Origin of the sequence: Nocardioides flavus (ex Wang et al. 2016) (assembly GCF_014653115.1) — a bacterium.
GTDB lineage: Bacteria > Actinomycetota > Actinomycetes > Propionibacteriales > Nocardioidaceae > Nocardioides > Nocardioides flavus.
On record NZ_BNAD01000001.1, the window covers coordinates 208,351 to 234,833 of the forward strand.

The following is a 26,483-nucleotide window of genomic DNA, read 5'->3' on the forward strand; positions in this document are numbered from 1 at the left end:
TGGCCGCGTGACTGCAGACGTCCTCCTCGTCGGAGCCGGCGACCTCGGCGCCGCGGTGGGCCTGCGCCTCGCCGACCTCGGCCACGACGTGCTCGCCCTGCGCCGCGACGCCGCGCGGGTGCCGGCGCCGCTCGTCGGCAGGTCGGTGGACCTCACGGCTGCGGCCCCGGACCTGTCGGACGTACGCCCGCGCCTCGTCGTCGTCGCGCTAACTGCACGACCGCGGACCGAGGAGGCCTACCGGGCGACGTACGTCGACGGGATGGTGCGAGCGCTCGACGCCCTCGTCGAGCCGCCGGAGCGGGCGGTAATGGTCTCCTCGACCGCGGTCCACGGCAGCCGCGAGCAGCCCGAGCCGGAGGACGAGACCGCCCCCACCGCGCCGACCGACGGGCCGGGCCGGATGCTCGTCGCGGCGGAGGAAGCCTTCCACGAGCGGGTGCCGCACGGCATCGTGCTCCGCCTCTCCGGCCTGTACGGCGGCAGCAGCACGCGGATGGTCGACCAGGTCCGCGAGGGGCGGGTCACCGATCCGCACCGCTGGACCAACCGGATCCACCGCACCGACGCGGCCGCCGCCGTCGTGCACCTGCTCACCATGGCCGCGCTGCCCGAGCGGCTCTACCTCGGCACCGACGACGAGCCGGCGCAGATGGGGGACGTGGCGGCGTACCTCGCGTCCCGACTCGATGCCCCGCCTCCCCCGCCCGCCGACCCCACGCAGGGGCACGGCAAGCGGCTCTCCAACGCTCGGCTGCGCGCGACGGGCTGGACCCCCGCCTACCCGTCCTACCGGGAGGGCTACGCCGCGGTCCGGTGACGTGACAGCGCGTGGCTACATCGTCACCGGCATGCCACCGGTGACGGCGAGGACCTCGCCGGTGACGTAGCTCGCCTCGGCCGAGGCGAGGAAGACCTACGCCGGCGCCACCTCCGCCGGCTGGCCGGCGCGCCCCAGCGGCGTGTGCTCGCCGAACCCGTCGACCTTCTCCGGCGGCATGGTCGCGGGGATGAGCGGCGTCCAGATCGGCCCCGGCGCGACCGCGTTGACGCGGACCCCCTTCTCGGCGACCGACCCGGCGAGGCCCCGCGTGAAGTTCACGATGGCCGCCTTGGTGGAGGCGTAGTCGAGCAGCTCCGGCGACGGCGAGCTCGACTGCACCGACGAGGTGTTGATGATCGACGAGCCCGGGCGCATGTGCGGCAGCGCCATGCGGCTCAGCCAGAACATCGCGTAGACGTTGGTCCTCATCACCCGGTCGAGCTGCTCGGTGGTGATGTCGGGCAGCCCGCCGGGCTGCGCCATCTGGTAGGCCGCGTTGTTGACGAGGACGTCGATGCGACCGAGCTCCTCGACCGCCCGGTCGACCAGCGCCTGGCACGCCTCCTCCCGCACGAGGTCGGTCGGCACGAGCACCGCGCGGCGCCCCGCCTCCTCGACGAGCCGCCCGGTCTCGCGGGCGTCGTCGTCCTCGCCCTCGAGGTAGGCGATCACCACGTCGGCCCCCTCGCGGGCGAAGGCCAGCGCGACCGCCCGGCCGATGCCGGAGTCGCCGCCCGTGATCACCGCGACCTGGTCGAGGAGCCGGTCGTGGCCCACGTACGACTCCTCGCCGTGGTCCGGGCTGTCGCCCATCTCCCGGGTCACGGAGTCCTCGTCACCGGGCTTCGGCAGCTGCTCGCCCTCGGTGTCGGGCTGCTGGTGCAAGTCGGTGGGGTCCTGGGGCGTCTGGTCGGCGTGTCGATCGCTCATGACCCCGAGTACCCGACCCGGCCGTGTCGATACGGCGCGGCCGCTGCCACCGACGTCGCCCGCGCCCGGCACAATCACCGCGTGCAGATCTCCCGGGCCGACTTCGCCGACCCACGGCTGGCGGCGTTCCTCCAGGCGCACCTCGACGACATGGAGCCCACCGCGCCGCCCGAGAGCCGGCACGCGCTCGACCTCGCCGCGCTGCAGGGCCACGGCGTACGGCTCTGGGTGGGCACCGAGGGCGGCGACCTCGTCGGCACCGCCGCCCTGGCGGCACTGGAGGGGAGGCACGAGGAGCTCAAGAGCATGCGTACGGCCCCGCAGGTCCGCGGGCGCGGGGTCGCGACGCGGATGCTGGACCACGTCCTCGCCGACGCTCGCTCCCGCGGGGTGGAGCGCGTGTCGCTGGAGACGGGCAGCATGGCCTTCTTCGAGCCGGCCCGGAGGTTCTACGCCCGGGCCGGGTTCGTCGTGTGCCCGCCGTTCGGGGCGTACGCCGACGACCCGCTGTCGACCTTCATGACGCTGGACCTCAGGCGGGGTTGACGACGTCCTCGGCGAGCGCGCCGGTCCAGGCCGGGAACCGCACCGTCACGGTGGTGCCGCGACCGCGCTCGGAGTCGAGGTCCACGGTGGCGGCGTGCCGGCTGGCGATCCGGGAGACGATGGCGAGCCCGAGGCCGGTGCCCGGGCGCGAGAGCGCCGCCGGGTTGGTGGAGCGGAAGAACTCGCGGAAGAGTCCCGCGCGGTCGGACTCCGAGATCCCGATCCCGGTGTCGGTGACGGTGGCCACGACCGTGTCGCCCTCGGTGTCGAGGTGGACGGTGACCTTGCCGCCGGGGTCGGTGTACTTGACGGCGTTGGACGCGAGGTTCACGAAGAGCCGGTAGAGCTCCTCGGGGTCGCCGGGCACCAGCATCGGGCGGTCCGGCAGCTCGACGTCGCAGGTGACCTCCCCGGCCCGAGCGGTCGCCTGGCACTCGTCGTGGATGTCGTGGACGATCCGTCGCAGGTCGACCGCCATCGGGTCGAACTCGCGGTTGGGGTCGGAGACCTGCGCCATGGTCAGCATGTCGTCGATCACGGCGCGCATCCGCATCGCTCCGCGGGTCGCTGCGGCGACGGTGCGCTGCGCGTCCTCGTCGAGATCGTGGGTGCCGAGCAGCTCGAGGTTGGCGCTCATCGAGAAGAGCGGGTTGCGGAGCTCGTGGCCGAGGGTGTTGACCACCTCGACGCGATAGCTGTCGAGCCGGCGCAGCCGGTCGACGACCGCCCGCTCGAGCTCGAGCTGGCGCGCGTTGGCGACCGCGCGACCGAGGTCGCGACCGATGTCGAGGGCGGCGTCGATCTCGACGTCGGTCCAGCGGCGGGAGTCCGAGACGCGGGTCAGCACGAGGAACCCCAGGCACTCCGGGCCCACCCCCAGCGGCACGAAGAGCACAGAGCCGATGCCGATGCGGTCGAGGAACCGCAGCAGCCGCTCGGCGTCCTCGGGCGGCAGCCCGGGCTGGTCGGGTCGACTGCGGGAGAACGGGGCGACGTACTGGTCGGCCCAGTAGCGGTGCGCGAGGCGGACGACGTCGTCGTCGATCTCCGCGAACGGGGGCACGACGTAGTCGTCGCCCATCACGAAGGACGTGGTCCGCGCCGGGCCGCCGTCGACATCGAAGGCCGTGAGCCACATCCCGACGGCGTCGAAGCACGTGACGACAGCCGATCGGCACGCCTCCAGGACCAGGTCCAGCGTCGGCTCGCCCAGCGCCCGGCGGACGATCTGGCGCGCCTCGGCCGCCATCCGGACCTTCTCGCTCAGCTCGTCGCGCTCGAGGGCGAGGAGCACGAGGGTGCGGGCGACGTCGGCGTACTGGGTGAGGACGGCCATCTTCTCCGCCGACGGCAGCCTGCCGTCGCGCGGGCTGTCAACCGACAGCAGGCCGCGCAGGCGACCCTGGTCGTCGTGCAGCGGCGCGGCGAGCAGGTCGAGGGGGTGCCAGGCGTCGTCGCCCTCGAGCGGGGTGACGTCGGGGATGTGGCTGTAGGCCAGGGCCTCGGCGCTGGCGCGGTGGTGGGGGACGAATCGCCACACGCCCCACTCGTCCGCGCCGGCCAGCTCGTCCTCGATCGACGCGGACGGCACCCGGGTGCCGACGAAGCCGTCCTCGACGCCGGCTGCGGCGACGACCTCGAAGTGACCGTCTCGTCGCAGCGTGAGGGACGACTGCTCGAACCCGGCGAGGGTGGCCAAACCCTCGACGAGCACCTGCAGGTGCCGGCGGGTCTGCTCGTCGGCCCACGGCTGGGCAGGCTCGCGGAACGGGCCTCGTGACTGGCCTCGCGAGTCGTCCTGCATCCGCACCCCCTGCCGTCGTCGCGGCGGTTGGGTCGACCTTATGCCCAGGCGCCGAAGGGCGCAGGGAAACCCTGACACCGTCTCACCCCACGGGGGTCACCAGGACGCCGCGCTCGAGGAAGGAGTCGACGTTGTCGAGGACCAAGCGGCCCATCGCCTCGCGCGTCTCGGTGGTCGCGCTGCCGACGTGCGGGAGCAGGACCACGTCGTCACGACCGAGCAGCGCGGCCGGGACGTGGGGCTCGTCGGCGAAGACGTCGAGCCCCGCCCCGGCGATGCGCCCCTCCTCCAGCGCGGCGACGAGCGCGTCCTCGTCGACGACCGACCCGCGGGCGACGTTGACGAGGTGACCCTCGGGCCCGAGCGCCTCCAGCACGGCCGTGCCGACGAGGCCGTCGGTCCCGGCGCCGCCCGGCACCAGCACCACCAGCACGTCGCTCGCGGCAGCCAGCCCGACCGGGCTCGAGTGGTAGGTCCACGCGACGTCCTTCGGGCTGCGCGAGTGGTAGTGCACGACCGCCCCGAAGGCCTCGAGCCGCTCCGCCGCCGCGGTGCCGATCCGCCCCAGCCCGAGGACGCCGACGGCTGCCCCGCGCACGTCCCGGGTGAGCGGCGGCTGCTGACCCCTCGCCCACGCACCGCTGCGTACGAACCGGTCGGCGGCGGTGAACCCGCGCAGCACGTCGACCACGAGGAACGCCGCCAGGTCGGCCACCGCGTCCGTCAGGACGTCGGGCGTGTTGGACACGACGATGCCGCGCCGGCGCGCCTCCTCGACGTCGACGTTGTCGTAGCCGACGCCGAAGTTCACGATCGCGCGCAGGTCGGGCAGGGCGTCCATCTCGTCCGCGCCCGCCGGTGCGCCTCCGCCCACCACGGCGACCTCGACCCCCGCCGGGTCGACGAGGTCCGCGAGCACGGGCGCGGCGTAGCGCTCCGCGAGCCACTGGCGCACGAACGGCATCAGCCCTCCGAGCTGGACGACACGGACCGGGTGCTGCGCTGGGCTGCTCACCGGGCCATCCTCGCCGGGCGAGCGCCGACGTCAACCCGGCGTCAGGGAGGATGTGGCGCAGGAGCCGACCGCTGCCCCCGAACGATGGAGGACCACTCGTGACCGACCTGCTCGCACGGCTGCGCACGGCCGTCGGCGACACCCACGTCCTGACCGAGCCCGCCGACGTCGCCCCCTACGTCGTCGACTGGACCGGCACCCACGAGGGCCGCGCCCTCGCGGTGGTACGCCCCGGGTCCACGGCGGAGGTCGCCGAGGTGGTGCGCGCGTGCGCCGAGACCCGTACGCCGATCGTCCCGCAGGGCGGCAACACCGGTCTCGTCGGCGGCGGGGTCCCCGACCCCTCCGGCACCGCGGTCGTCCTCTCGCTCGGCCGGATGCGGAGCGTGCGCGAGGTCGACCCGGTCGCCGGCACGATCACCGTCGACGCCGGCGTCGTCCTCGCCGACGTGCAGGCCGCGGCCGAGCAGGCCGGACGGCTGTTCCCGATGTCGCTGGGGTCCGAGGGCAGCTGCACCATCGGCGGCAACCTCGCCACCAACGCCGGCGGCACCGCTGTGCTGCGCTACGGCATGACCCGCGAGCTGGTGCTCGGCCTCGAGGTGGTGCTGCCCGACGGCCGCGTCTGGGACGGGCTGCGGGGGCTCCGCAAGGACAACACCGGCTACGACCTGACCCAGCTCTTCGTCGGCTCCGAGGGCACGCTAGGCGTGATCACCGGCGCGATCCTGCGCCTGTTCCCCGCGACGCCCCGGCACGCGACCGCCTGGGTCGCGGTGCCGTCGGTCGCGGCGGCGGTCTCGCTGCTGGGCATCGCGCAGCAGCACGGGGGCGTGCACCTCTCGACCTTCGAGATCGCCAACCGGCAGGCGCTCGACCTCGTCCTCGCCCACCTGCCGGGAGCGGTCGACCCGCTGTCGGAGCCGAGCGACTGGTACGTCCTGGTCGAGCTCGCTGGCTCTCCCTCCGACGACGGCCTCGACCCGACGCTCGAGGAGCTGCTCGGCGAGGCGGTCGAGGACGGCACGGCGACCGACGCGGCGATCGCGGGGAGCCCGGCGCAGCGGTCCGCCCTTTGGGCGCTGCGCGAGGGCATCTCGGAGGTGCAGAAGGTCGAGGGCGCGACCCTCAAGCACGACGTCACGCTGCCGATCGCCGACCTCGCGGCCTGGACCGACGCGATGGGCCCACGCCTGCAGGAGATCCTGCCGGGCGTGCGTCCGGTGACCTACGGCCACGTCGGCGACGGCAACCTCCACTACAACCTCAACGCGCCCGTGGGCCGCGACGACGACCTCCGGGCCGCGGCTCGCGAGCTCACCGCGGCGATCTACGACGCGGTCGCGGCCACCCAGGGCTCCATCAGCGCCGAGCACGGCCTCGGTCGTACGAAGGCCGTGGCCGCCGCGTCCTACAAGTCGGACGTCGAGGTCGACCTGATGCGCGCGGTCAAGCAGGCCCTCGACCCGGCCGGCCTGATGAACCCCGGGGCCGTCGTACCCGTCGCGGAGGTGGGCGCATGAAGGCGCAGACCGTCGGCCGCGTGGTGCTCGGCGGCTTCATGGTCACCGCCGGCGTGCTGCACCTGACCACCCAGCGCGAGGAGTTCCGGGCCCAGGTGCCCGAGTGGTTCCCCGTCGACGAGGACCTCACCGTGCTCGGGTCCGGTGTCGTCGAGATCGCGCTCGGCAGCGCGTTCGTCGCCCTGCCGCGGCACCGGCGCACCGTCGGCGCGCTGCTCGCGGCGTTCTTCGTCGCGATCTTCCCGGGCAACATCGCCCAGTACGTCGAGGGCACCGACGCGTTCGGCCTCGACACCGACCGCGCCCGCCTCGTGCGGCTGTTCTTCCAGCCCGTGCTCGTGCTGTGGGCGCTGTGGGCGGGGGGCTGGCTCGGCCGCCGTCGCACGGCCGCCGACGAGCAGCAGGCGCGCGAGGAGGTCGAGACCGGGGAGTAGTCGCGCGATCCGGGTTTGGGGTCGTCCGGGCGGGGCACGAAGGGGTCCGAGAAGAAAGCAGGGGGACCCCATGACCACCACCCGCACCACGATGACCGGCGTCGCCGGCCTGTGCGCCATCGCGCTCGCGGTCAGCACCGCGCCGGCGCCCGTCGCGACGGCGACGGCATCCGAGAAGCCCCGGACCGTCGAGTTGCTGAGCGCCGCCCCGACCACCCGCGGCGCGGAGGCGGCCGACGGAGCCCGCACCCGCCCCGTGCGCCTCGACACGGCAGCACTGCGCGACGTACGCGCCGGCGACCGCGTCAGCCTCACGCTGTTCGACGACACGACGGTGACCGTCGCCGTCGACGGTCGCACGTCCGTCGCCGGCGCCACGTCGTGGACCGGCGCGCTCGTCGGCACGATGGGCACCTTCAGCGCCGCCGAGGTCGACGGCGTGGCCCACCTGAGCGTCACGTCTGCCACCGACGGCGTCTTCGAGGTCAGCACCACCCGCGGCGGCGGCTACGAGGTCGCCGAGGTGCCGCCGCGCACGGAGTCCGTCGACGACGTCGTGCCCGCCGGCCGCGCCGAGCGCTCCGGCGCCGGCCCGCAGGCGGAATCCCGGACCGCCCCGGCACCCGCCGACGCCCCGGTCGAGGCACCCGTCGCAGCGGACGCCGCGTCGGTGATCGACCTGGCCATCGTCTACACCGCGTCGCTCCCGTCGTCGGTGGGCGAGGACGCCATGCGGGCGCAGTTCGCCCTCGGCGTGGCGCAGGTCAACCAGGCGCTGGCGGCCTCGGGCATCGGGACCCAGGTCCGGCTGGTCGGGACGCGCCAGGTCGCGGCGCCCGGGTCGGGCGACATCTTCGCCGACTACAGGTCCCTGAGGACTCCTGGCGACGGAGCCTTCGACGAGGCACAGGCACTGCGCGAGGAGACCCACGCCGACCTCGTCAGCCTCTGGCTCGGCGGTCCAGCCCCCTCGACCGGGGCCTGCGGCCTGGGCGGGCTCGGGGGCCTCCAGCCGCAGTACGACCCCGAGATCGCGGCGTTCACCGCTGTCTGGGCCGACCAGTGCGCGACCGGCACCCTCACCTTCGCCCACGAGGTCGGGCACAACCTGAGCGCCCAGCACGACGAGGGCGCGTCGTCACCGCCGTCGGACGGCAAGGCGTACGCCCGCGGCTACGTCGACGCCGCCGGCGGCTTCCGGACCGTCATGGCCTACCTGACCACCTGCCCCGACTGCGTGCGCGTCGGCCACTACTCCAACCCCGGCGTCAGCTTCAACGGCCGGGTCACCGGCACGCCCGCGACCCTGAACGCCCTCGCGATCAGCGAGCAGGCGCCCGCCGTCGCCAACTACCGCCAGTCGCAGATCTACCCGGGCGCGGTCTCCATCGGCGGCGAGGCGCGTTCGGGGCGGACGGCCACGGCCACCACCACGCCGTGGGCCCCGGTGGTGCAGCTCGGCTACCAGTGGTTCCTCGACGGCGTCGCCGTCCCCAATGCCACCGCACCGTTCTACCGGCTGTCGCGATCGGACATCGGGCGCACGCTGAGCCTCCAGGTCACCGGGTCCGCGCCCTTCTACCAGGCCGTGGCGGCCTCCTCGGCCCCGGTCGTCGTCGGCAAGGCGCTCTTCCGGACGTCGCGTCCCAAGCTGCGCGGCACGCCGCGGGCCGGACGCGTGCTGTCGGTGAAGGTCAAGGGCTGGAAGCCCAAGCCGTCGAAGAAGAGCGTCAAGGTCCGCTACCAGTGGCTCAAGAACGGGAAGAAGATCAAGGGGGCCAAGAAGGCCACCTACCGCCTGCGCGCCAAGGACCGCGGCAAGAAGATCTCGGTCCGGGTCACCACGAAGAAGAAGGGCTACGAGAAGGCGACGCGGACCTCGAAGAAGGTCAAGGTCCGCCGCTGACCGTCGCTCGCCGGGCGGGTCACAAGGTCGGCAGCCAGTCGACCCGCCCGGCGAGCACGGCGTACCCCACGAAGGCGCCCACGTCGAGCAGCGTGTGCGCCACCACGAACGGCATCACGCGCCCCCACCGGCGGAAGAGCCAGCCGAAGAGCAGGCCCATCACGAGGTTGCCGACGAAGCCACCGAGGCCCTGATAGAGGTGGTAGCTCCCGCGCAGCAGCGCCGCCAGGCCGATCGCCGCCGTGTCGCCGAAGCCGATCTGCCGCAGCCGCACCTGCACGAAGCCGAGCACGAGGAACTCCTCCAGCACGGCGTTCTCCGCGGCCGCCAGGACCAGCACCGGCACCTGCCACCACTCCCCCGGCAGCGACTGCGCCACGACGGTGAGGTTGGTCCCCAGCGCGAAGGTCGCGAGGTAGAACACCACCCCGACCGACCCGACGCCCGCCGCGAGCCACGCGCCGCGGCCCCAGTCACCCCAGGTGCTCCACCCGCCGTCGCGGGCCCACACCTCGCGCAACCGGGTCCCTGAGCGGACCAGGAGGTACGCCGCCAGAACGACCGGCACGAGCGCGAAGGCGATCCGCAGCAGCTGGTAGGTCAGGTCGAGCCACGGCCGGTCGGGGGCGAGCGAGTTGTTGAGGTTGGCGGCCTGCGCGGACAGCGGCCCCGGCGCCGTCAGCGCGGAGACGATGCTGACGACCGAGTAGACCGCCGACCGGCCGAGCGATACGAGCAGCACGAGCGCCAGCTCGGTCCACAGCAGCGCCTTCGCCAGGTCCGGGACACCGCCTGGCACCGGCGTGTCCCGCAGCCTCCACCACGGGCGTACGTCGTCGGTCGTCGTCGTCACGCGCCCAGCATCCCCGACTGCTGGTCGAGGAGGGCGCAGACCGCTGGTCGAGCACCGGTCAGCTGAGCACGAGCCCACCCTCACCCGCGTCGACGGTGACGGTGCCGCCGTCGGTCACCTCGCCGGCGATCAGCCTGCGAGCGAGCGGGTCGCCGATGGCCGACTGGATGAGCCGCCGCAGCGGTCGCGCGCCGTACGCCGGGTCGTAGCCGGTCTCGGCGAGCCAGGCGCGTGCCGCGTCGGTCACCGAGATCGTGATCCGCCGGACCGCGAGCCGCTTCTCCAGCAGCGCGAGCTGCAGGTCGACGATGTGGGCGAGGTCGTCCTTGGACAGCGCGTCGAACATCACGACCTCGTCGAGCCGGTTGAGGAACTCGGGCTTGAAGTGCGAGCGCACGACGTTCATCACCGACATCTTCTTGGTGTCCGGCATGAGGTTCGGATCGACCAGGAAGTTGGAGCCGAGGTTGGAGGTGAGGATCAGCAGCGTGTTGCGGAAGTCGACCGTGCGGCCCTGGCCGTCGGTGAGCCGGCCGTCGTCGAGCACCTGCAGCAGGATGTCGAAGACCTCCGGGTGCGCCTTCTCGACCTCGTCGAGCAGCACCACGCTGTAGGGCCGACGGCGCACGGCCTCGGTCAGCTGGCCGCCCTCGTCGTAGCCCACGTAGCCGGGAGGGGCGCCGACGAGCCGCGAGACCGAGTGCTTCTCGCTGTACTCGCTCATGTCGATGCGCACGATCGCCCGCTCGTCGTCGAAGAGGAAGTCGGCCAGCGCCTTGGCGAGCTCGGTCTTGCCCGTGCCGGTGGGTCCGAGGAAGAGGAACGAGCCGGTCGGCCGGTTGGGGTCGGAGATGCCCGCGCGCGAGCGGCGTACGGCGTCGCTGACTGCGGTGACGGCCTCGCGCTGGCCGATGAGGCGCTGGCCGATGACCGACTCCATCTCCAGCAGCTTGGCCGTCTCGCCCTGCAGCATCTTGCCGGTGGGGATCCCGGTCCACGCCTCGACGACGTCGGCGATCTGCTCGGCGCCGACCTCCTCGCCGACCAGCGGCTCGATGTCGGCGGCCTCGGCCTTCTCGACCTCGGCGATCTGCTTCTCCAGCGCCGGGATCTGGCCGTACTGGATCTCCGAGGCACCGGCGAGGTCGCCCTCGCGCAGCTTCTTCTCGGCCTCGATCTTGAGCTGGTCGAGCTGGCGGCGCAGCTCGCCCTCACCCTGCAGCTGGTCCTTCTCCCGCTCCCAGCGCGTCTCGAGGCCGCGCAGCTCCTCCTCCTTGTCGGCGAGGTCCTTGCGCAGCACCTCGAGCCGCTCGGCGGAGGCGGGGTCGGTCTCCTTGGCGAGCGCGAACTCCTCCATCTTGAGCCGTTCGACCTGGCGGCGCAGCACGTCGATCTCCTCCGGCGAGGACTCGTGCTCCATGCGCAGCCGCGACGACGCCTCGTCGATCAGGTCGATGGCCTTGTCGGGCAGCTGGCGGCCGGTGATGTAGCGGTCGGACAGCGTGGCGGCGGCGACGAGCGCGGCGTCGGTGATGCGTACACCGTGGTGCGCCTCGTACTTCTCCTGGATGCCGCGCAGGATCTGGATCGTGTCCTCGACGCTCGGCTCGCCGACGAAGACCTGCTGGAAGCGGCGCTCGAGCGCAGGGTCCTTCTCGATCCGCTCGCGGTACTCGTCGAGCGTGGTGGCACCGATCATGTGCAGCTCGCCGCGCGCGAGCATCGGCTTGAGCATGTTGCCGGCGTCCATCGCGGAGTCGCCGCCAGCACCCGCGCCGACGACCGTGTGGAGCTCGTCGATGAAGGTGATGACCTGGCCGCCGGCGTCCTTGATCTCCTCGAGAACGGCCTTGAGCCGCTCCTCGAACTCGCCGCGGTACTTCGCGCCCGCGACCATCGCCGCGAGGTCGAGCGACAGCACGCGGCGGCCCTTGAGCGAGTCGGGGACGTCGCCGGCGACGACGCGCTGGGCGAGGCCCTCGACGACGGCGGTCTTGCCGACGCCGGGCTCGCCGATGAGGACGGGGTTGTTCTTGGTGCGGCGCGACAGGACCTGGATGACGCGGCGGATCTCGGCGTCACGGCCGATGACGGGGTCGAGCCGGCCGTCCTCGGCCGCCTTGGTCAGGTCGACGGAGAACTTCTCCAGCGACTCGTACGACGCCTCCGCCGCCTCGCTGGTGACCCGCCGGTTGCCGCGGACGGCGGTGATCGCCTCGCGCAGGCCGTCGGCGCTGAGGCCGGCGTCGGTGAGCACCTTCTGGGCGGGCGACTCGACGGTCGCGGTCGCGACGAACAGGTGGTCGGTGGCGACGTAGTCGTCCTTCATCGACGAGGCGAGGTCGAGGGAGGAGGCGAGGACGCGGGTCAGCGACGCCGACGCGCTGGGCTGCTGCACGGTGGAGCCCGTGGCGCGGGGCAGCTGCTGCTGCACGCGCTCGGCCTGGGCCAGGAGCGTGGCCGGATCGACGCCGGCCTTCTGCACCAGGCTGCGGCTGGTGCCGTCGTCCTGCTTGAGCAGGGCGACGAGCAGGTGGATGGGCTCGGTGTGGGTGTTGCCGCCGGTCGTGGCGGCCAGCTGGGCAGCCTCGACGACCTCGCGGCTGCGGGTGGTGAACTTCTCGGCACCGAACGCGCTCAACTCGACTCCTCCGTGGGTTCGCTGGGACCACTGTGGTCCGTACTGGGTGAACGCGCCAGAAGTTGAGTCGATTCCCCTCAAGTTCGGGATCTTTCCACGCTCGGGAATTCCCGGACCGGGCCTTGACCGGTCGGTCAATCAAGGCGCACCCTGAGGGTGAGTGATCCGCCTTGGTAGCGACGGGTCCGAGCGCAGAGAGCGAGGAACCACTCATGGAGAGGTGGACGCGATGGCAGCTCTGGGCGGCGGCCGTGGCCGGCGCCGCCGCAGCGCTGTCGCCGCTCGTCATCGAGATGGACGACACCGCGACCTGGACGATGGTGATCCTGGGGATCGTCACGGCCGTGGTCGCGCTGGGCGCGATGGCGGCGGCCGAGGAGAAGATGACGGGGTACGCCCTGGTGCTCCTCGGCGCGCTGTTCGTCGGGTCCCCATGGGCGATGGACGTCGCCAGCACCGACAACGACATCGCCGTGACGGCCTGGATCGTCGGTGCCGTCGCAGTGATCGCCGGGTTGCTGACCGTGCCCCAGGTCGAGGAGAGGATGCATCAACGCGCGATCCCGCACTAGAAAGTGCCGGCGGTCGACGACGGGCAGGTTGCGGAGGGCGGCCTGCCCGTGCCTCGCACACCTCCTGACCACGACACCCCGAGGAGCAGCCATGGCCGACGACCGTCGCACACGCATCCTCGACGCGGCCGAGGAGCTCTTCGCCGAGGACGGCTTCGACGCGACGCCCACGGCCCGCGTGGCCGAGGCGGCCCGGGTGCCCAAGGGCCTGGTCTTCTACTACTTCCCGCGCAAGATCGACCTCCTGCTGACCCTGCTGCAGGAGCGGCTGCCCGTGCCGACCACGGACGCGGTGACCGACGTCGTACGCCGTGGCGACCCCGCCGGCTCCCTGATGGCCCTGCACCACCGCCTCGGCCTCGACAGTCACGACTCGCTCGTGCTGCGGACCATCGTCTTCCGCGAGAGCGGCACCCACGAGCAGGTCCGCGACCACCTGCACCGGCTGCGCCGCACGCTCGTGGAGCTGACGGAGTCAGCGCTGGACCAGGCGGTCGGGTGGACCCTGACCAAGACCCTGCGCCGCCAGGCCGCGGAGACCTTCGTGTCGGTCATGCTCGACCATGCCAACGCGCGCCGCGCCGGCGGCGCGACACCCGACGTGCAGGGTGCGGCAGCCGTCGTGGCACTGGCCGTGGGGGCGGCCGGTCCCGGCTAGGCGTCGCGGCCGGCTCAGGCGAACGGGTCGGGCAGCGCGCCCGGCAGCCCGGCGAGCAGCTCGCGCGCCCGCGCGGCCTCCTTGTGCTCGACGAGCACCTCGTACTTCGTGGCCACGACCTGCGTGATCGAGGAGAAGTCGCGCTGGCCGCGGGTGAACGCATAGCCGATGAGCGCCCAGACGAGGCCGAAGGTCGCGCCGATGAAAGCCGTGCCGAGGAGCACCTGCCACAGGTTCTCCTCGGTGAACAGGGCGAAGACCAAGCCGATGAAGATGCCGAGCCACAGGCCGGAGAGGATGCCGCCGACCGCGATCTTCGACCACGTCAGCCGACCGGTCACGCGCTCGATGCGCTTGAGGTCGGTGCCGACGATCATCAGCTGCTCGACGGGGAACTCGGCGTCGGCGAGGAAGTCCACGCTCTTCTGCGCCTGGGCGTAGTCGTCGTAGACCGCGAGCGACTGCGGGAACTGGAGCTTGAGCGGCGAGGCGGGGTTCAGGCCCGGGGTCGACATGCCCTCACGATACGACCGAGGACGACACGACCCACGCCAGCGCCGCGGCGGCGTCCGGGACGGTCTGCACGCCGTCGACCTCGGCGCGGCGGCGTACGACCACGACCGGCACGCCGAGCTGGCCGGCGGCCGCCATCTTGGGCCACGTGCGGGAGCCGCCGGAGTCCCTGGTGACCAGCACGTCGACGGCGTGCTCGGCGAGCAGCTCGAGCTCGCCGGCGAGGTCGTACGGTCCGCGGTCGAGCATCACCAGCCACGGAGCGGGCACCTCGGTCTCGGGCAGGTCGACGACGCGCACCACCGCCCGGTGGCCGGCCAGCGGCGCGGTGTAGTGGCCGAGCGGCTGGCGCCCGACCGTCAGCAGCGGGCGTCGGCCGAGCGACGCGGCCAGCGCGGCGGCCGCGGCGTGGTCGTCGACCCAGTGCCACCCTTTCGCTCCGGGCGCACCGCCCCAGCCGGGACGGGCCAGCCGCAGCAGCGGCACACCCGACGCGGCGCAGGCCGCGGCCGCGTTGGCCGACATCCCCTCGGAGAAGGGGTGCGTAGCATCCACGACGGCGGTCGCTCCGTGCTCGGCGAGCCACGCGCGCAGCCCCTCCACGCCACCGAAGCCACCCGTGCGCACCTCGCCCACCGGCAGCCGCGGGCGCTCGACCCGACCGGCGAGCGAGGCCACGAACTCCACCCCCGCCTCGTCCAGGAGCGTCGCCAGCTCGCGCGCCTCGCCGGTCCCGGCGAGCAGCAGTACGGTCACGCAACCAGCCTAGGGAGCGGGACCCCGGGGAAATCTTTACCCTTCAACTGTTTGATTCCGCGAACAGCGCGGCATGCTGGATGCTATGGGCAAGCTGATCTTCGACAACCGGTTCATCGCCGTGCTGTTCATCGCGCTGCTCTTCGTCAACGCCTTCGCCATCCAGGCCGGCTGGTACGGAGCCTGACCCAGGCCTCCACCGCGGCCGTCCAACGCCCGCGTGCGACGATCCCCGGGTGGCATCCCCCGAGCTGACGTCTGACTGCTCCCGCTGCTTCGGCCTGTGCTGCGTGCTGCTCCCCTTCTCGGCCGCGTCCGGCTTCGGCGTCGACAAGCCCAGCGGCACCCCGTGCCTCCACCTCCTCACCGACGACCGGTGCGGCATCCACGACACCCTGCGCCAGGACGGCTGGCCCGGTTGCACGGTCTTCGAGTGCTTCGGCGCCGGCCAGCAGGTCTCGCAGGTCACCTACGGCGGGGTCTCCTGGCGCGAGCAGGACAACCTCGGCGAGATGGCCGCGGTCCTGTCGGTGATGCGCCAGCTCCACGAGATGCTCGTCCACCTGGGCGAGGCCGAGCGCCGCTCCCCCGACCCGGCCACCGGCCCGGTCCGCAAGGAGATCGAGATCCTCACGACCGCCGAGCCCGAGCCGCTGCTCCACGTCGACGTCGACGACCTGCACGAGCGCGTCGGGGACCTGCTCGCCGCAGCCAGCGACCGCGTACGCCGTCGGTGGCCGGCAGCCGCGGACCGCACCCGCGCCGACCTCGCCGGCCGGCACCTCCTGGGCGACCTGCGCGGCTGGACCTTCCGCGGCGCCGTGCTGATCGCCGCCGACCTCCGCGGTGCCGACCTCGACGACGTCGACCTGCTCGGCGCCGACCTCCGCGACGCCGACGTACGCGGCTGCGACCTCTCCTCCGCGCTGTTCCTCACCCAGCCCCAGGTCAACGCCGCCCGCGGCGACGCGACGACCACCCTTCCCTCGCGGCTGTCGCGTCCCGGTCACTGGTGACCTGAGTGCCCGTACGGGCGCCAACCGCTCGCCCGATCCTCGAGACTCGGCGCATGGACACCTCGTGGCAGCGCCCCGGTCTGCGGGCCGCGCTCCTCTACGCCATCGCTGCCGGCCTGCTCGGCACCGTCGTCTCCGCCGTCAGCCGCTTGGAGCTGACCCGCCGCTCGCTGCCGCAGCAGCGGCTCCCGGACGGTCCCGTGATCGTGGTCGCCAACCACACCAGCTTCGCCGACGGCATCCTGCTCGCCCTCGTGGGCCGGCGCCTGGGCCGGTCGCTGCGACTGATGGCGACCGGTGGCGTCTTCCGCTCCGGCCTCGTCGGACCGTTCGTCCGGCGGCTCGGCTTCATCCCCGTGCAGCGCGGCACCTCCGCCGCCGCGGCGTCACTCGACGCCGCGGCCACGGCACTGGAGGCGGGCGAGGCCGTCGGGCTGTTCCCCGAGGGCCGCATCACCCGCGACGCGCGACACTGGCCCGAACGCGCGAAGACCGGCGCCGTACGCCTCGCGCTGCGCACCGGCGCCCCGGTCGTGCCGGTCGCCCTCGTCGGCGCCCAGCACGTCGTCGGCACCCGGGGCATCGCCGCCCGGCTCCTGCGTAACACGCTGCTGCGCCCGCGGGTGGTCGTGGCCGTGGGCGAGCCGATCGACGTACGCCGCCTCGCGGGCGTCGCCGGGGACGGGGCGGCCGACGTGGCGGTCGACGACGCGACCGTGCGGCGGGTGGCGGACGAGGTGATGGCCGCGCTGGTCGCGCAGGTGGCCGAGCTGCGCGGGGAGCCGGCGCCGCACCCGACCGGCGTGCCGGAGGATGCGCTTCCGGCCTGAGCGCTGCCGCGACCCGCCTCACCCCCTGCGATCCGGTGAGTGAAGCTCTCACCCACGCGGGAGGGGCTCAGGAGTAGCGGTGGCTCTTCTGCGGGTGGCCGCTCTCCCGGGTGCAGGTGCGACCGCTCATGTTGCGGTGCCCGCACAGGCCGTCGGCGGCGGTGGCGTCCGCGGCGCGCTCGGCGACTCGCTTCGACGCGGCAGGGGCCACCGGGGCCTTGGGGCGCGTGGGCGTCGACGCGGCCCGCTTCTGCGCCTCGGCGTAGCGCGCCTCGCGCATGGCCCGCAGGTTGTCCATCTTGCTCATCGCTCACTCACGCGGTGAACCTACGTGGCCCCACCGACAGGCGTCCGGGTGGGGTGATCCCAGGGCCCCGTCCTCGGTAGTCCAGTGGCCACCTGCTGTCCAGGTAGTCCAGTGGCCAGATGTCGCCCCGAGCGCCCTGGGTCAGCAGCTCGCCACTGGACTACCCCCGCGCCCCAGCATCTGGCCACTGGACTACTACGGGGGCCGTACGGGGGCGCCGGGGTCGCCGGGACCGGAGGCCGGGGGTCAGCGCGGCCGGCGCCAGACGACGACGGACTGGCCCGGCCCCCGGTGGAGGACGGGCAGCTTGTTGGCCGGCTGGTTCACCGCCGCGCGGGCGGCCAGCCCGTGGCGTACGGCCTCGAGCTCGGCGAGCAGCTCCTCGTTGCGGGCGCGCAGGGCGTCGACCTGGAGCTCGAGCTCCATGATGCGCCGTACGCCCTCGATGCCGATGCCGGCCCGGGTGAGGTCGGCGATCTCGCGCAGCCGCTCGAGGTCGCGGTGGGAGTAGCGACGGCCGCCACCCCCGGTGCGACCCGGCTGGATGAGGCCCATCCGTTCGTAGGCGCGCAGCGTCTGGGGGTGCAGGCCGGTCAGCTCCGCGGCCACGGAGATGACGTAGACAGCGGCGTCCGGGGACGGGGCGCCGAAGCCGCCGCTCATGCGAAGAGCCCCTCCCGCAGCGGCCGGCCGGCGGTCGCCGCGCGGTAGGCCTCGAGGGCCTCGCGCGCGGTCGGGTCGAGCGAGGCCGGCACCTGGACCTCGACGGTCGCGAGCAGGTCGCCCTTCGAGCCGTCGCGGCGGGTCGCGCCCTTGCCACGCACCCGGAAGGTGCGTCCGTTGGGGGTGCCTGGGGGCAGCTTGAGCGTCACCGGGGCGCCGCCCAGGGTCGGGATCTTCACCTCGGCGCCGAGCGCGGCCTCGTCGAAGGACACCGGCACCTCGATGGTGAGGTTGTCGTCCTTGCGCCCGAAGATGCGGTGCGGCGTGACCTTGACCTTGACGAACAGGTCACCGGCCGGGCCACCGTTCTCGCCGGGGGCGCCCTTGCCCTTCAGCCGGATCCGCGCACCGTCCTTGACCCCGGCCGGGATGCGGGCCTGGATCGAGCGCGCCGACGTGCCGCGACCCGAGCCGTGGCAGGTCGGGCACGCCTCGTCGTACACCAGCTGGCGACCCCCGCAGGCCGGGCAGGTCTCGTTGATCGAGAACGCACCGCCGGTGCCGGCCACGACGAATCCCGCGCCCTCGCACTCCGGGCAGATGTGCGGCCGGGTGCCGGGCTTGCCGCCCGTGCCGTGGCAGGTCGCGCACGCCGTGTCGGAGGTCAGCCGCAGCGACACTGTGACGCCGTCGAGGGCGTCGGTGAAGCCGATGGTCGCAGTGCTCTCGACGTCGGCGCCGCGGCGCGGGCGCGGCTGCTGCGTACGGGTGCGCTGGCCACCGCCGAAGAGGTCGCCGAACATGTCGCCGAACCCTCCGGCGGCGCCGCCGCGGTCGCGCAGCAGGTCGTCGAGGTTGAACCCGCCGCCGAAGCCGCCCGGACCGCCCGTGCCCCCGCCCATGCCCGGGCCGAAGCCGCCGCGCGCCTGCAGCGAGCGGAACTCGTCGTACTTGGCGCGCTTGGCCTCGTCGCCGACCACGTCGTACGCCTCGGCGACGGCCTTGAACTTCTCGTGCTTGACCTCGTCGCCGGGGTTGGAGTCGGGGTGGTTCTCCCGGGCCAGCTTGCGGTAGGCCTTCTTGACGTCGGCGGCAGAGGCGTCCTTCGCAACGCCGAGGACCTGGTAGAAGTCCTTGGTCGCCCAGTCGTTGCGGAAGCCTTCGTTGTCAGCCATGGGTGAACCTCCTCTCCGTCGGCTCGGTCATCAGGTGGGTGGGTGTCAGGACTCGACGGGGTCGACCACGAGGACCTGGGCGGCTCGCACCACCCGGTCACCGATCTTGTAGCCGGCCTTGGCGATGTGCTTGCACGTCACGACGGTGACCTCCGGGTCGGTGCCCAGGTGGCTGAGCGCCTCGTGGAGGTTGGGGTCGAACTCGTCGCCGACCTGGCCGAACTTCGTCAGGCCCAGGTTCGCCACGACGCCCTCGAGCTGGTCGGCCACGGCCTTGAAGCCGCCCTCGACCTCCTCGTGCTCGCGGGCCCGGTCGATGGTGTCGAGCACCTCGATGATCGGGGCGAGCACGCGGTAGGTCGCGTTCTCGGCGATCAGCTGGCGGTCGCGGTCGACGCGCTTGCGGTAGTTGGCGTACTCGGCCTGCAGGCGCTGCAGGTCGGCGGTGCGCTCCGCGAGCTGGACGTCCGTCGACGGGGCGACACCCTCGGTCTCGATGACGTCCTGGGGCTCGAGCGGTCCGCCCTCCTCCAGCCAGTTGTCCACGCCACTGATCTCCTCGGCGTGGGGGTCGACGTGGTGCTCGGCCTGCGGGTCGGGGTGGCCGGCCGAGGCCGAGGCGCCCTCCTGGGGCACCTCGACCTCGGTCTCGTCAGCCATCTCGCCGGCCGCGTCACCGAAGGATCCGCTGCCGGGCTCGGTCACTTGGACTCACCCTCCGCGGTGTCGCCCTCGGTGGGCTCGTCGACGATCTCGGCGTCGACCACGTCGTCGTCGGACTCGCCGGTCGCCCCGGTGGCACCGCCCGCGGCGGCCTGGTCGGCCTCCGCCGCGGCGTACATCGCGGCACCCATCTTCTGGCTGGACTCACCGAGCTTGGTGATGCCCGCGGTGATCTCCTCGGACGAGGCGTCCTCCTTGGCGAGGGTCGCCTTGAGGGCGTCGACGTCGGCCTGGACCTCGGTCTTCACGTCGTCGGGGAGCTTCTCGGCGTTGTCGGCGAGGAACTTCTCCGTGGTGTAGACGAGCTGGTCGCCCTGGTTGCGGGCCTCCACGGCCTCGCGACGCTTGGCGTCCTCCTCGGCGTACTGCTCGGCCTCCTTGACCATGCGGTCGATCTCGTCCTTGCTGAGCGCCGAGCCACCCGAGATGGTCATCGACTGCTCGCGCCCGGACGCCTGGTCCTTGGCGGAGACGTGCACGATGCCGTTGGCGTCGATGTCGAAGGTGACCTCGATCTTCGGCACCCCGCGCGGGGCCGGCGGGAGGCCGGTCAGCTCGAAGTTGCCGAGGGGCTGGTTCTGGCTCCACATCTGGCGCTCGCCCTGGGCGACCTTGATCTCCACCGACGGCTGGTTGTCGTCGGCGGTGGTGAAGATCTCCGAGCGCTTGGTCGGGATCGTGGTGTTGCGCTCGATCAGCGTGGTCATCACGCCGCCCTTGGTCTCGATGCCGAGGGACAGCGGGGTGACGTCGAGGAGCAGCACGTCCTTGACCTCGCCCTTGAGGACGCCGGCCTGGAGCGCGGCGCCGACGGCGACGACCTCGTCGGGGTTGACGCCCTTGTTGGGCTCCTTGCCGCCGAGCAGCTCCTTGACGACCTCGGTCACGGCCGGCATGCGGGTCGAGCCGCCGACGAGGACCACGTGGTCGATGTTGGCGACGGCGACGCCGCCGTCCTTGAGCACCGACTGGAACGGCGCCTTGGTGCGCTCGAGCAGGTCGGCGGTGAGCTTCTGGAACTCGCTGCGGGTCAGCTTCTCCTCGAAGTGGAGCGGGCCGCCCTCGCCGTGGGTGATGTAGGGCAGGTGGATCGTGGTCTCGGAGCTCGAGGACAGCTCGATCTTCGCCTTCTCGGCAGCCTCCTGGAGGCGCTGCTTGGCGATCTTGTCGGCGCCGAGGTCGACACCGTTGTTGTCCTTGAACTTCTTGACCATCCACTCCACGACGCGGTTGTCCCAGTCGTCGCCACCGAGGTGGTTGTCACCGGAGGTCGCCTTGACCTCGACGACGCCCTCGCCGATCTCGAGCAGGGACACGTCGAAGGTGCCGCCACCGAGGTCGAAGACCAGGATCGTCTGGTCCTCGCCCTTGTCGAGGCCGTACGCCAGGGCGGCCGCGGTGGGCTCGTTGACGATGCGGCTGACGTTGAGGCCCGCGATCTCGCCGGCCTCCTTGGTGGCCTGGCGCTGGGCGTCGGAGAAGTAGGCCGGGACGGTGATGACCGCATCGGTCACCGTCTCGCCGAGGTAGGCCTCGGCGTCGCGCTTGAGCTTCTGCAGCACGAAGGCGCTGATCTGCTGGGGGGTGAAGGTCTTGTCGTCGATCTCGACCTTCCAGTCCTCGCCCATGTGGCGCTTGACGGACCGGATGGTGCGGTCGACGTTGGTGACCGCCTGACGCTTGGCGACCTCGCCGACGAGGACCTCGCCGGACTTGGTGAACGCGACGACGGACGGAGTGGTCCGGGCGCCCTCGGCGTTCGCGATGACGGTGGGCTCGCCACCCTCAAGAACGGACACGACGGAGTTCGTCGTGCCCAGGTCGATGCCGACCGCTCGAGCCATGGTGTGTTCCTCCTGCGTGTGGATGACGTGAGTCTGATGCCATCCTGCCGCGCTTCAACGGAGGAGGCAAAACAGTTGAGTCGATCTGACTCAAGTCTGTTCATGAGGTGTAACGCAGGTGGGCGACGGATGTTCCCGGATCCGCCCGGGTCTTCCGTGTGACGTGGCTCGCGCCGCAGCAGGACTTGGAGGGGGATCCTTGCTCCTGGAGGGGGTTGCAACGGCCTCCAGGAGTCGGATTCCCCGCTCGAGCGGGGAATCCGACCGCCCTGAGGACGGACGTCAGCGGGTCCAGACGTACGGCGTGGTGGTGGTGACCGCGCGGAGCCCGGAGCGCTCGAGGATCGGACGGGACATGTCGGTGCAGTCGGAGTGGATCAGGCGGATGCCGCGGGCCACGGCGGAGCGCGCGCGGGCCGCGACCAGCGCGCGGTAGATGCCGCGGCCGCGGAACTCCGGCAGCGTCGAGCCGCCCCAGATCCCGGCGAAGTCGGTGCCCTCGACGGGGGTGAGGCGCCCGCCGCACACGACCCGGTCCCCGACCTCGGCGATCCAGAACTCCGAGCCGCCCTCCTCGAGCTCGCGCAGCGCCGACCCGACCGACGGCCCCCGCCCGCCGCCGAAGACCGACTCCTGGGCCTCCAGCATCCGGGTCAGGTCGGACACCGCCGCGGGGCCGGGCTCGATCCGGCGTACGACGACCGGGCCATGCGGCGTGTCGGCGAGAGGCACGTCGACCGCGAGCAGCGACGCCTCGCCGACCATGACGGTCTCGTCGGGCTCGGCGACGAGACCGTGCGCGACGAGCCGCTCGGCCAGGTCGGCCGGCTCGTCGTGCCCGCGCGACTTCCACTCGAACGACTCCACCGCCGTCTCGTCGCGGAAGTGCGCGACCGTACGCTCGATCGCCTCGTCGAGGGACGCCCCTGCGAGGCCGCCGAGGTCGCGGTAGGACACGAAGCCCCCGTGGTCGAAGACGCCCCACCACAGCGGCCCGTCGCGCTGCACGTCGTGGGCGCGGGCCATCTCGGCTTCGGTACGCAGCTGCTCGTCGTAGGCCGCGAGGAGGGCGGCGTCAGGTGCCTCGGAGGTCATGGACGCACACACTAGGTGCCGAGATCAGGGGAATCTCAGGGGTTTTCGGCCACGCGGAGCGCACCGCAGGCGGCACACTTCTCTCGTGCTCCACCGGGGGATCCTGCGCCGCGTCACCGGCGCCTCAGTCGTCGTGCTGCTGCTCGCTGCCTTCGTGGCCTTCTACGTCGCCGACCGCGCAGGCGCCGGCGCGGCTCGCTGCCAGCAGCACCGCGTCGATGCGCGCGAACGCGCCGCGACCGTCACCGGGGACGGCGAGCGCGTGCTCGTCGTCGGCGACTCGTGGTCGGTCGGCCTCGGCCAGGACGACCTGCGCCGGTCGTGGGCGGCCGAGCTGTCCGGCGAGGTCCACGTCCGCGGGTTCTCCGGGTCGGGCTTCAGCGCCGGCGCGAGCCACTGCGGCCGCGTGTCGTTCCACGACCGTGCCGCGACGGCTCTCGGCGTACGTCCCGCGCTCGTCGTCGTCCAGGGCGGGCTCAACGACTTCGACCAGCCCACCCGCGCCGTCGACCAGGGCTTCCGGGACCTGATGGCCGACCTCGCCGGACACCGCGTCGTGGTCGTCGGCCCGGCGGACGCGCCGCTGCGCAGCTGGGCGGTGCCGCGGGTGGATGACCGGCTCGAGGTGCTCTCCGAGCGGTACGGCGTGCCGTACGTCCGCACCAGCGACCTCGACCTCGACTACCTCGACGACCGCCTGCACCTCACCGAGGACGGGCACCGCGAGTTCGGGGAGGCGGTCGCCGAGCGGATCGCGGACGTCGAGCCGGCCCGACCGGCGGTCCTCAGGCGCTGACCGGCGCCGCCGAGGCCTCCTCGGCGTCGGGGTGGCGGCACATCGCAGCCCCAGCCACCCCGTACGCGCAATCTGCCGCCACCCCCACCGACACGCGCCGCAGCGTGGCGGCACATCACCGGGACTACTCGGCCAGCCAGGCGGTCCAGCTGTCGAAGGAGTAGGGGCGACCGAGGAAGTCGGCGACGAGGTCGGCGGCGTCCTTGCGCCCACCCATGGCGAGCACCTTGTCGCGGTAGGCCGTGGCGACCTCGGGGGCGAACAGGTCGTCGCGGTCGAAGGCCGAGAACAGGTCCTTGGCGATGACCAGCGACCACATGTAGGTGTAGTAGCCCGAGGAGTAGCCGTCGAGGTGGCCGAAGGCGCAGTGCATGTGCGCGCCCTCGAGCGGCGGGAACACCGAGTAGCGGCTCTGGAGCTCGTCGCCGAAGGCGGTGAGGTCGTCGTGCTGCCGGGCGTGGAACCAGTAGGACCGGGCGGCGTAGGACATCTGCTGCATGGCGTAGAGGCCCTTGCCGAACTGCTCGGCCCGGTGCATGGCGGCGACCAGCTCGCGCGGGATCGTCTCGCCCTCGGAGTTGCGGGCGAAGGTGGCGAGGACGTCGGCGTCCCACGCCCACTCCTCCAGCATCTGGCTCGGCGCCTCCACGAAGTCCCACTCGGTCGCGACGCCGGAGAAGCGCACCCACGGGGTCTGCCCGCCCAGCACGTGGTGGACCAGGTGGCCGAACTCGTGGAACAGGGTGACGACCTCGTCGTGCTCCATCAGGCCCCGGGCGAAGTTGCAGACCAGAACCCCCTCGGGGAGCTGCTCGCCGGCGACGCCCCGGACCAGGTCGAACTGCGCGGCGTGCTTGAACTTGCCGTCGCGCGGGTGCAGGTCGAGGTGGATGCGGCCGATGCGGACGCCGTCGAGGCGTACGTCGTAGCTGGCCACCTCGTCGTGCCAGGTGCCGGCGTCCTCGCGGGGCACGGGGATCCACTCGAGGCCGAAGAGGCGCCCGGTCACCTCGAGCAACCCCTCCCGGACCTGCTCGAACGGGAAGTAGGTGCGCACGACCTGGCCGTCGACGTCGTACTGCTCGCGGCGCACGAGCTCGGAGTAGTAGCGGGAGTCGTAGGTCGCGACGGAGTCGGCGGACGGGTCGTCCACGCGCTTGCGCTCGAGCAGGACGGCGAGCTCCTCGCCCGCCCGCTCCCGGGCGGCCTCGCCGACGCGGTCGATGAAGTCGGCGACCGCCTGGCCGCTGCCGATCATCTTGACCTCGGTGTCGTAGTCGGGCCACGAGTCGTGGCCGAGCAGGGCGGCGGTCTCGCGGCGCACCGCGAGCAGGTCCTGCAGGACCTGGTCGTTGGCCGGCCAGGCGACGGTGTTCTGGGCGAGCGCCAGCTCGTGGCGGGCCTGCGCATCGGCACTGAAGGTGATGAACGGGACGAGGTCGGGGTAGTCGGTGGTGATGGTGACGAGCCCGTCGGCGTCGGGCGCGTGGGCCTCGCGGTAGTCGTCGGGCAGCCCGGCCAGCCGCTCGGGAGCGACCCGGATCGAGCGGACGTCGTCACGGATGTTGCGGCCGAAGTCCTGGGAGAGCTTGACGCCCTGCTCGCTGAGCTCGCGGAGCCGGTCGCGGGTGGCCTCGTCGCGGTCGACGCCGGCGCGCCGGAAGTCGCGCAATGTGTGGTCGAGCACCCGCCGGCCGTCGTCGTCGAGCCCGTCGGGGGTGAGGGCGGCGAACACGGCGTACAGGTCGCGGTCCAGGCCGAGCTCGGTGACGTACTTGTGGACCCGCTGGCTGAGCTCGTCGGCGCGGTCGCGCACGCCGGCGTCGGGGTGGACCTCGGCCCACAGCGAGACGGCCTCGGCATTGGCGAGCGCGGTCTCGGCCTTGTTCCACGCGAGCAGCACGACGGGGGCGTCGGACGAGCCCGCCTTGACCAGCCCCACCTGGCGCTCGGCCTCGGCGAGCTGGTCCTCGCAGCGCTGCGTCACCCAGGCGAGCCAGTCGCCGGGGCCGGGGAGGTCGAGGGGGGCGGGAGTAGTCGCGGTGTCGTCGCTGTCGGGCACGTGGCGGAGCCTACGGGCGAGCCCCGACAACCTCCACCGACGTCGCCCGTCGGGAGGCGTACTGGAATAGGACGACCCCGCGATGCGTAGGGACAGGCATGACTGTTCCGACCCTCGCACTCCACGACGGCACGTCCATCCCCCAGCTCGGCTTCGGCGTCTTCCAGGTCCCGCCGCCGGAGGCCGCCGCGACCGTGACCGCGGCCCTCGAGGCGGGCTACCGCCACATCGACACCGCCCAGATGTACGGCAACGAGGCGGGTGTCGGCGAGGCGATCAGGGCTTCGGGCCTCGACCGTGACGACCTCTACGTCACCACCAAGCTCAACAACGGCTTCCACCGACCCGACGACGCGCGCCGCGAGATCGACGCCTCGCTGCAGCGCCTCGGCCTCGACCAGGTCGACCTGTTCCTCATCCACTGGCCGCTGCCGACCCGCTACGACGGCGACTTCGTGCAGACCTGGCGCGCGCTCATCGAGGCGCAGGAGGCTGGGAAGACCCGGAGCATCGGCGTCTCGAACTTCCAGCCCGCCCACCTCGACAGGATCGTCGAGGAGACCGGCGTCGTCCCGGTCGTCAACCAGGTCGAGGTCCACCCGTTCTTCACCAACGAGGAGGTCCGCGCCGCCAACCGGCGCCACGGCGTGCTCACCGAGGCGTGGTCACCGATCGCCAAGGGCAAGGTCGTCGACGACCCGACCATCGGCGAGATCGCCTCGCGCGTGGGTCGTACGCCCGCGCAGGTCACGCTCCGCTGGCACGTGCAGCGCGGCGACATCGTGTTCCCGAAGTCGATGAACCCCGAGCGCATGCGGCAGAACCTCGAGATCTTCGACTTCGAGCTCGACGCGGCCCAGGTGTCCGCCCTCGCCGGGCTCGACCAGGGCGAGGCCGGGCGTACGGGCCCCAACCCCGACACGTTCGACTGGATCCCCTGACCGGACCTGACGCTGGTCGAGGAAGGCGCCCTGGCGCCTGTCACGAGACCTTTGGTC

25 protein-coding genes are annotated in these 26,483 nt (G+C 72.6%); 11 read left to right on the forward strand and 14 right to left on the reverse strand.

Going from position 1 to position 26,483, the window contains the following annotated elements; all coding sequences use genetic code 11:
* Window positions 1–7 precede the first annotated feature (7 nt).
* On the forward strand, window positions 8–820 hold the full coding sequence (locus IE200_RS01030; protein WP_191277503.1) for an NAD-dependent epimerase/dehydratase family protein: 813 nt from the start codon (window positions 8–10) through the stop codon (window positions 818–820).
* A gap of 96 nt (window positions 821–916) precedes the next feature.
* Here IE200_RS01030 and IE200_RS01035 read toward each other — a convergent pair whose 3' ends face one another.
* Complete coding sequence (locus tag IE200_RS01035; protein ID WP_229855934.1) at window positions 917–1,753, reverse strand: SDR family oxidoreductase; 837 nt, start codon at window positions 1,751–1,753, stop codon at window positions 917–919.
* An 81-nt stretch (window positions 1,754–1,834) separates the two neighbouring features.
* On the opposite strand from IE200_RS01035, the gene IE200_RS01040 reads away from it, so the two are divergent.
* A complete protein-coding gene (locus IE200_RS01040) occupies window positions 1,835–2,299 on the forward strand; it encodes a GNAT family N-acetyltransferase (protein WP_229855935.1) in 465 nt (154 codons plus the stop codon).
* On the opposite strand, the gene IE200_RS01045 is transcribed toward IE200_RS01040, so the two are convergent.
* Window positions 2,286–4,103 (reverse strand): GAF domain-containing sensor histidine kinase, encoded by a 1,818-nt coding sequence (locus IE200_RS01045; protein WP_191277504.1) that lies wholly within the window; start codon window positions 4,101–4,103, stop codon window positions 2,286–2,288. The two genes, IE200_RS01040 and IE200_RS01045, sit on opposite strands and share 14 nt — an antisense overlap.
* A gap of 82 nt (window positions 4,104–4,185) precedes the next feature.
* Window positions 4,186–5,118, reverse strand: a complete 933-nt coding sequence (locus IE200_RS01050) for a 2-hydroxyacid dehydrogenase (protein WP_229855936.1) — start codon at window positions 5,116–5,118, stop codon at window positions 4,186–4,188.
* A 98-nt stretch (window positions 5,119–5,216) separates the two neighbouring features.
* On the opposite strand from IE200_RS01050, the gene IE200_RS01055 reads away from it, so the two are divergent.
* From IE200_RS01055 to IE200_RS01065, 3 genes are all read left to right on the forward strand, one after another.
* A complete protein-coding gene (locus tag IE200_RS01055; protein ID WP_229855937.1) occupies window positions 5,217–6,641 on the forward strand; it encodes an FAD-binding oxidoreductase in 1,425 nt (474 codons plus the stop codon).
* Entirely contained in the window at window positions 6,638–7,075 is a 438-nt protein-coding gene (locus IE200_RS01060; protein WP_191277506.1) for a DoxX family protein, read from the forward strand. Before IE200_RS01055 ends, IE200_RS01060 begins: the two co-directional genes overlap by 4 nt.
* Before the next feature lie 70 nt (window positions 7,076–7,145).
* A complete protein-coding gene (locus IE200_RS01065; RefSeq protein WP_191277507.1) occupies window positions 7,146–8,981 on the forward strand; it encodes a M12 family metallo-peptidase in 1,836 nt (611 codons plus the stop codon).
* Between the two features lie 19 nt (window positions 8,982–9,000).
* Here the strand turns inward: IE200_RS01065 and IE200_RS01070 are convergent, their stop codons facing one another.
* Together IE200_RS01070 and clpB are read right to left on the reverse strand one after the other, a co-directional pair.
* Window positions 9,001–9,834, reverse strand: coding sequence for a CPBP family intramembrane glutamic endopeptidase (locus tag IE200_RS01070; protein ID WP_229855938.1), 834 nt, complete (start codon window positions 9,832–9,834; stop codon window positions 9,001–9,003).
* Window positions 9,835–9,892: 58 nt separating this feature from the next.
* Window positions 9,893–12,475 (reverse strand): ATP-dependent chaperone ClpB, encoded by a 2,583-nt coding sequence (clpB, locus tag IE200_RS01075; RefSeq protein ID WP_191277508.1) that lies wholly within the window; start codon window positions 12,473–12,475, stop codon window positions 9,893–9,895.
* A gap of 212 nt (window positions 12,476–12,687) precedes the next feature.
* Between clpB and IE200_RS01080 the strand changes: the two genes are divergently transcribed.
* On the forward strand, window positions 12,688–13,047 hold the full coding sequence (locus IE200_RS01080) for an SPW repeat domain-containing protein (RefSeq protein WP_191277509.1): 360 nt from the start codon (window positions 12,688–12,690) through the stop codon (window positions 13,045–13,047).
* 91 nt (window positions 13,048–13,138) lie between these two features.
* Window positions 13,139–13,705 (forward strand): TetR/AcrR family transcriptional regulator, encoded by a 567-nt coding sequence (locus IE200_RS01085; RefSeq protein ID WP_191277510.1) that lies wholly within the window; start codon window positions 13,139–13,141, stop codon window positions 13,703–13,705.
* A gap of 14 nt (window positions 13,706–13,719) precedes the next feature.
* On the opposite strand, the gene IE200_RS01090 is transcribed toward IE200_RS01085, so the two are convergent.
* A complete protein-coding gene (locus IE200_RS01090; RefSeq protein WP_191277511.1) occupies window positions 13,720–14,220 on the reverse strand; it encodes a general stress protein in 501 nt (166 codons plus the stop codon).
* Between the two features lie 4 nt (window positions 14,221–14,224).
* The gene (locus tag IE200_RS01095; RefSeq protein ID WP_191277512.1) at window positions 14,225–14,974 is read right to left on the reverse strand and encodes a cobalt-precorrin-6A reductase; all 750 of its coding nucleotides are present in this window, start codon (window positions 14,972–14,974) and stop codon (window positions 14,225–14,227) included.
* A 236-nt stretch (window positions 14,975–15,210) separates the two neighbouring features.
* Between IE200_RS01095 and IE200_RS01100 the strand changes: the two genes are divergently transcribed.
* On the forward strand, window positions 15,211–15,990 hold the full coding sequence (locus tag IE200_RS01100) for a pentapeptide repeat-containing protein (protein ID WP_191277513.1): 780 nt from the start codon (window positions 15,211–15,213) through the stop codon (window positions 15,988–15,990).
* 53 nt (window positions 15,991–16,043) lie between these two features.
* Window positions 16,044–16,820 (forward strand): lysophospholipid acyltransferase family protein, encoded by a 777-nt coding sequence (locus IE200_RS01105; protein ID WP_191277514.1) that lies wholly within the window; start codon window positions 16,044–16,046, stop codon window positions 16,818–16,820.
* Between the two features lie 67 nt (window positions 16,821–16,887).
* On the opposite strand, the gene IE200_RS01110 is transcribed toward IE200_RS01105, so the two are convergent.
* The 6 genes from IE200_RS01110 to IE200_RS01135 form a co-directional block, all read right to left on the reverse strand.
* Complete coding sequence (locus IE200_RS01110) at window positions 16,888–17,127, reverse strand: hypothetical protein (RefSeq protein ID WP_191277515.1); 240 nt, start codon at window positions 17,125–17,127, stop codon at window positions 16,888–16,890.
* Between the two features lie 246 nt (window positions 17,128–17,373).
* Window positions 17,374–17,790 (reverse strand): heat shock protein transcriptional repressor HspR, encoded by a 417-nt coding sequence (locus IE200_RS01115; protein WP_191277516.1) that lies wholly within the window; start codon window positions 17,788–17,790, stop codon window positions 17,374–17,376.
* Window positions 17,787–18,965 carry a molecular chaperone DnaJ gene (gene dnaJ, locus IE200_RS01120; protein WP_191277517.1) on the reverse strand — a complete coding sequence of 393 codons (1,179 nt, stop codon included), beginning with the start codon at window positions 18,963–18,965 and terminating at the stop codon, window positions 17,787–17,789. The genes IE200_RS01115 and dnaJ overlap by 4 nt, the downstream gene beginning before the upstream one ends.
* Before the next feature lie 45 nt (window positions 18,966–19,010).
* The gene (grpE, locus tag IE200_RS01125) at window positions 19,011–19,670 is read right to left on the reverse strand and encodes a nucleotide exchange factor GrpE (RefSeq protein WP_229855939.1); all 660 of its coding nucleotides are present in this window, start codon (window positions 19,668–19,670) and stop codon (window positions 19,011–19,013) included.
* Entirely contained in the window at window positions 19,667–21,532 is a 1,866-nt protein-coding gene (gene dnaK, locus IE200_RS01130) for a molecular chaperone DnaK (RefSeq protein WP_191277518.1), read from the reverse strand. The genes grpE and dnaK overlap by 4 nt, the downstream gene beginning before the upstream one ends.
* 282 nt (window positions 21,533–21,814) lie before the next feature.
* A complete protein-coding gene (locus IE200_RS01135) occupies window positions 21,815–22,627 on the reverse strand; it encodes a GNAT family N-acetyltransferase (RefSeq protein WP_191277519.1) in 813 nt (270 codons plus the stop codon).
* Between the two features lie 85 nt (window positions 22,628–22,712).
* Here IE200_RS01135 and IE200_RS01140 point away from each other — a divergent pair, with 85 nt between their 5' ends.
* The gene (locus IE200_RS01140; protein WP_191277520.1) at window positions 22,713–23,423 is read left to right on the forward strand and encodes an SGNH/GDSL hydrolase family protein; all 711 of its coding nucleotides are present in this window, start codon (window positions 22,713–22,715) and stop codon (window positions 23,421–23,423) included.
* Between the two features lie 124 nt (window positions 23,424–23,547).
* On the opposite strand, the gene IE200_RS01145 is transcribed toward IE200_RS01140, so the two are convergent.
* Window positions 23,548–25,485, reverse strand: a complete 1,938-nt coding sequence (locus IE200_RS01145) for a M3 family metallopeptidase (RefSeq protein ID WP_191277521.1) — start codon at window positions 25,483–25,485, stop codon at window positions 23,548–23,550.
* Between the two features lie 98 nt (window positions 25,486–25,583).
* Between IE200_RS01145 and IE200_RS01150 the strand changes: the two genes are divergently transcribed.
* Window positions 25,584–26,426, forward strand: coding sequence for an aldo/keto reductase (locus IE200_RS01150; RefSeq protein WP_191277522.1), 843 nt, complete (start codon window positions 25,584–25,586; stop codon window positions 26,424–26,426).
* Window positions 26,427–26,483 lie beyond the last annotated feature (57 nt).

Bases quoted from the DNA above. Each gene is read 5' to 3' on its own strand.
- IE200_RS01060 (WP_191277506.1), top strand. From the start codon at position 6,638: ATGAAGGCGCAGACCGTCGGCCGCGTGGTGCTCGGCGGCTTCATGGTC.
- IE200_RS01045 (WP_191277504.1), bottom strand. From the start codon at position 4,103: ATGCAGGACGACTCGCGAGGCCAGTCACGAGGCCCGTTCCGCGAGCCT.
- IE200_RS01080 (WP_191277509.1), top strand. From the start codon at position 12,688: ATGGAGAGGTGGACGCGATGGCAGCTCTGGGCGGCGGCCGTGGCCGGC.
- IE200_RS01035 (WP_229855934.1), bottom strand. From the start codon at position 1,753: ATGAGCGATCGACACGCCGACCAGACGCCCCAGGACCCCACCGACTTG.
- IE200_RS01135 (WP_191277519.1), bottom strand. From the start codon at position 22,627: ATGACCTCCGAGGCACCTGACGCCGCCCTCCTCGCGGCCTACGACGAG.
- IE200_RS01065 (WP_191277507.1), top strand. From the start codon at position 7,146: ATGACCACCACCCGCACCACGATGACCGGCGTCGCCGGCCTGTGCGCC.
- IE200_RS01115 (WP_191277516.1), bottom strand. From the start codon at position 17,790: ATGAGCGGCGGCTTCGGCGCCCCGTCCCCGGACGCCGCTGTCTACGTC.
- IE200_RS01150 (WP_191277522.1), top strand. From the start codon at position 25,584: ATGACTGTTCCGACCCTCGCACTCCACGACGGCACGTCCATCCCCCAG.
- IE200_RS01090 (WP_191277511.1), bottom strand. From the start codon at position 14,220: ATGTCGACCCCGGGCCTGAACCCCGCCTCGCCGCTCAAGCTCCAGTTC.
- dnaJ (WP_191277517.1), bottom strand. From the start codon at position 18,965: ATGGCTGACAACGAAGGCTTCCGCAACGACTGGGCGACCAAGGACTTC.
- IE200_RS01105 (WP_191277514.1), top strand. From the start codon at position 16,044: ATGGACACCTCGTGGCAGCGCCCCGGTCTGCGGGCCGCGCTCCTCTAC.
- IE200_RS01085 (WP_191277510.1), top strand. From the start codon at position 13,139: ATGGCCGACGACCGTCGCACACGCATCCTCGACGCGGCCGAGGAGCTC.
- IE200_RS01110 (WP_191277515.1), bottom strand. From the start codon at position 17,127: ATGAGCAAGATGGACAACCTGCGGGCCATGCGCGAGGCGCGCTACGCC.
- dnaK (WP_191277518.1), bottom strand. From the start codon at position 21,532: ATGGCTCGAGCGGTCGGCATCGACCTGGGCACGACGAACTCCGTCGTG.